The sequence below is a fragment of the Thalassolituus sp. UBA2009 genome, from assembly GCF_002335285.1.
GTDB lineage: Bacteria > Pseudomonadota > Gammaproteobacteria > Pseudomonadales > Oceanobacteraceae > Venatoribacter > Venatoribacter alkanivorans.
In genome coordinates this window covers 1-2,923 of the sequence record NZ_DDCJ01000075.1, presented here as the reverse complement: position 1 = coordinate 2,923, position 2,923 = coordinate 1, and the positions used below count along the sequence as shown (strand labels likewise).

5 protein-coding genes are annotated in these 2,923 nt (G+C 56.0%); 4 read left to right on the top strand and 1 reads right to left on the bottom strand.

Annotated features, from left to right (window positions below):
* Positions 1 to 1,054: ATP-binding protein (locus B3P58_RS09365; protein ID WP_286717152.1), on the top strand; the 1,054-nt coding region annotated here is incomplete at its 5' end.
* A gap of 7 nt (positions 1,055 to 1,061) precedes the next feature.
* On the opposite strand, the gene nudE is transcribed toward B3P58_RS09365, so the two are convergent.
* Positions 1,062 to 1,628 carry an ADP compounds hydrolase NudE gene (nudE, locus tag B3P58_RS09360; protein ID WP_225691361.1) on the bottom strand — a complete coding sequence of 189 codons (567 nt, stop codon included), beginning with the start codon at positions 1,626 to 1,628 and terminating at the stop codon, positions 1,062 to 1,064.
* A 44-nt stretch (positions 1,629 to 1,672) separates the two neighbouring features.
* On the opposite strand from nudE, the gene yrfG reads away from it, so the two are divergent.
* From yrfG to B3P58_RS09345, 3 genes are all read left to right on the top strand, one after another.
* Positions 1,673 to 2,329, top strand: coding sequence for a GMP/IMP nucleotidase (gene yrfG, locus B3P58_RS09355; protein ID WP_225691360.1), 657 nt, complete (start codon positions 1,673 to 1,675; stop codon positions 2,327 to 2,329).
* Positions 2,330 to 2,332: 3 nt separating this feature from the next.
* Entirely contained in the window at positions 2,333 to 2,731 is a 399-nt protein-coding gene (gene hslR, locus B3P58_RS09350) for a ribosome-associated heat shock protein Hsp15 (RefSeq protein ID WP_145467161.1), read from the top strand.
* 1 nt (position 2,732) lies between these two features.
* The coding region (locus B3P58_RS09345; RefSeq protein ID WP_286717150.1) for an Hsp33 family molecular chaperone HslO at positions 2,733 to 2,923 on the top strand (191 nt) is incomplete at its 3' end.

Here is a 2,923-nt window from a genome sequence, read left to right as displayed (position 1 = left end):
CAGCGAGCTGCTGCTCGACTCGTCGCTGTCAGAAGACCAGCGCCACTATCTGGATATTATTCATAACTCATCCCACGCCCTGCTCGACATCATTAACGATATTCTCGACCTGTCGAAAATTGAGTCCGGCAATCTGGAGATTGAACAGATTGATTTTGACCTGAACCGTCTGATCACCGACATCTATCAGCTGTTTAACGAACCGGTACGGCGCAAGGGATTATCGCTGGTGTATTACTATGACTCAGGTCTGCCCGCCAACTGGCGTGGTGACCCGAAACGGGTGCGCCAGATCATCACCAACCTGCTCAGCAATGCACTGAAATTCACCGAGAAAGGCCGTATTGAAATCCGCGTCAGCGGCCAGCAGCAGGAAGACTTCCGCTATCTGCTGAATATCGAAGTACGCGACAGCGGGATCGGTATTGCACAGGACAAAACCGAACAGATTTTTTCCGCGTTCAAACAGGCTGATACCAGCACCAGCCGTCAATATGGCGGTACCGGATTAGGACTGACCATCAGCCGTCACCTGGCGAAAGCGATGAATGGCGATATAGGACTTAGTTCAGAAATCGGTCATGGCAGCACCTTTGTGCTGCAGTTACCGTTGCACGAAGGGCACGCACCGGAAAAAGAAAAACAACCGGCCGAAAAACAGAACCGTACCCTGCATGGCCGTGTGCTGCTGGCCGAAGACAACAGCGTGAACCAGAGAATTGCCGAACGCATGCTAAGCCGGCTGGGCCTGGTGTATACCACGGTATCCAACGGCGAGCAGGCCATTACCGAAGTACTGAGCAACGATTACGACCTGATTTTAATGGATGTGAACATGCCGGTGATGGATGGTATTACCGCCACCGAACGCATCCGCGATCTCAGCAGCCATAAAAACCATATCCCGATCATCGCCCTGACCGCCAACGCCATGCTGGAAGATAAAGAGCGTTGCCTGGCGGCCGGCATGAACGGCTTTATCAGCAAGCCCATCAGGCTGGATACTCTGGGCAAGGTAATCGCCGACTTCCTGCCCGCCAGAACCCAGGCCTGAAGCAGGCTCAGGTCAGCACTTCACCGTCAAAACGCCCGGCCAGAAATTCCTGCGCCAGCGCCAGCGCGGCGATCGCCCGGCCTTCGGTGCAGTCTTCGCGACTGTACAGTTCGTGCAGGTTGTTCAGCTTCCAGGGCACCAGTTCCAGCGGTTCCGGCTCGTCGCCTTCGAGCTTCGATTCGTACAGATCACGGGCCACCACCACATCGATACCCCCGCTCATATAGCTGGGTGACAGGCTGAGTTTTTTCAGATGAATAAACTCCCGCGCGCCATAACCGATCTCTTCCTGCAGCTCGCGGTTACAGGCTTCGCGCAGACTCTCGCCCAGATCAATCGCACCTTTTGGCAACGTGAGGGTGTAATCTTCAATTCCGCCCCCATATTCCCGGATCAGGGCAATGGTATCGTTATCCAGCAGCGCGACCAGCATCACTGCGCCGCTTCCACCGGGCATCAGACGCTCATAGGTCCGCTCAACTCCGTTACTGAAGCGCAGATCGAAGGATTCCACCCGGAACAAACGGCTCTGCGCCACCAGATGACGCTGCAAAATCTGTGGTTTTTTATGCATAACAGCCCTGTTTTAATAGACATTCCGATTGCGAGTATAACCCTATGAGCCTGACCAACTGGCAACAAATTGATACCGTGCTGCTGGACATGGATGGCACTCTGCTGGATCTGCATTTCGACAATTATTTCTGGCTCGACCACCTGCCGGCGGTCTACGCCCAACAGCACGGCCTGAGCGAGGAAGAGGCCCTGGCCGAGCTGAACAAAAGTTTTGTCGGCCTGCGCGGCACCCTCGACTGGTATTGCCTCGATTACTGGACCGAACTCACCGGCCTGCCAATCGCCGAACTGAAGCGCGATGTGCAACATAAGATCGGTTTCCGCCCGCACGTGCAGGATTTTCTTGCCCGCCTTAAGCAATTGGGCAAACGCACCGTGATCGTCACCAACGCCCACCGTGACAGCGTAAACCTGAAAATGGAGCGCACCGGCCTTGATCAGCTGGTCGACCGCGTCATCAGCTCCCACGATTACCGCGAGCCGAAAGAAAGTCAGGCATTTTGGGATCACCTGCAGCGTGATGAAGGCTTCGATCCGGCCCGCACCCTGCTGATCGACGACAGCCAGCCTGTGCTAGAATCCGCCGCCCGCTGGGGCATCGCTTTCCTGCTGGCGATTTTCCATCCCGACAGCCAGAAAGAACCCAATACCGACAGCCGCTTCCCCGGCATTCATCATTTTGATGAGCTGGATTTTTAAGATATGACTGATAACAAAGAAAAGATCCGTCTCGACAAATGGCTCTGGGCCGCGCGTTTTTTTAAAACCCGCGCACTGGCCAAGGCCGCCATTGAAGGCGGCAAGGTGCATGTCGACGGCCAGCGCTGCAAGGTCAGCAAAACCGCCGAACTGGGCGCCCGCCTCAGCATCCGTCAGGGCTTCGACCAGAAAGAAGTGCTGATCACCGCACTGTCCGATCAGCGCCGCGGCGCACCGGAAGCCCGGTCGTTATACGAAGAAACCCCGGAAAGTATTAAACAGCGCATGGATGAAGCCGAACGGCGGCGCATTATGAAGGCTTCCATGCAGGTGCCCGACCACAAACCCAACAAGAAAGAGCGCCGCGATATGCGTCGCTTTGAGCACAACCAGGATTACTGATATGAGCAATACCAGCCGCGACACGCTGCAGCGTTTCAGCTTCGACAACACCGACATCCGCGGTGAGATTACCCACCTGCAGGACAGCTACCGCGAAGTGCTGCGCCGTCATCAGTATCCGCCGCGCCTCGCCGTTGACGTCGGTGAGCTGATGGCCGCTGCTGCCCTGCTCAGCGCCAGCCTGAAATTTGC

Excerpts from the sequence above, each read along its gene's own strand:
- nudE (WP_225691361.1), bottom strand. The coding sequence starts at position 1,628 with ATGCATAAAAAACCACAGATTTTGCAGCGTCATCTGGTGGCGCAGAGC.
- hslR (WP_145467161.1), top strand. The coding sequence starts at position 2,333 with ATGACTGATAACAAAGAAAAGATCCGTCTCGACAAATGGCTCTGGGCC.
- yrfG (WP_225691360.1), top strand. The coding sequence starts at position 1,673 with ATGAGCCTGACCAACTGGCAACAAATTGATACCGTGCTGCTGGACATG.